We start from the raw sequence: 591 nt of genomic DNA, 5'->3' as shown, positions 1-591 counted from the left end.
CCTGGGGTCGATGGAAAGCACGGCGGGCAGCCGCCTGCCCCAGCTGCTGGCCCGCTTCCACCAGCGCCAGCCCGATATCGGCATCGAACTGCAGACCGGCACCACCGCCCTGCTGCTGCGCAAGCTGGCCGACTACGCGCTGGACGCCGCCTTCGTGGGCGAGCCCTTCACCGTGGGTGAGCTGAAGTCGCGCATCGTTTTCGAGGAAGAGCTGGTGCTCGTCACCGCCAAGCGGCACGCACCCGTGCGGCGCGCCACCGACCTCGACGCCAGCACCATCCTGGCCTTTGCGCAGGGCTGCTCGTACCGCAAGCGGCTGGAGGAATGGTTCGCGCTCGACGGCACGCGGCCCGAGCGCGTGATGGAGCTGGCCAGCTACCAGGCCATCATTGCCTGCGCGGCCGCCGGCACGGGCTGCGGCATCGTGCCCGCCTCGCTGCTGGGCGCCCTGCACGCCGCGAAAGACATTTGCCAGCACCCGCTGCCTGAACCGCTGCGCCAGAACCGCACGCACCTGGTCTGGAACAGCGACCCGAGCCCCGCGCTGCGGCAGTTTCTGGAAGCGATCTGAGGGCGGCGCGGCGGTGCACC

General features: G+C 70.7%; 1 protein-coding gene. It reads left to right on the top strand.

What is annotated here, in order from left to right:
- A partial coding sequence (locus tag ACDELDRAFT_RS23410; RefSeq protein WP_040330949.1) for a LysR substrate-binding domain-containing protein occupies window positions 1–571 on the top strand: 571 nt, incomplete at its 5' end.
- Between the last annotated feature and the right edge of the window lie 20 nt (window positions 572–591).

Source organism: Acidovorax delafieldii 2AN, from assembly GCF_000175235.1.
Classification (GTDB): Bacteria; Pseudomonadota; Gammaproteobacteria; order Burkholderiales; family Burkholderiaceae_C; genus Acidovorax; species Acidovorax delafieldii_B.
The sequence above is the reverse complement of the archived record's forward strand: the minus strand, read 5'-3'. Positions and strand labels throughout refer to the sequence as shown.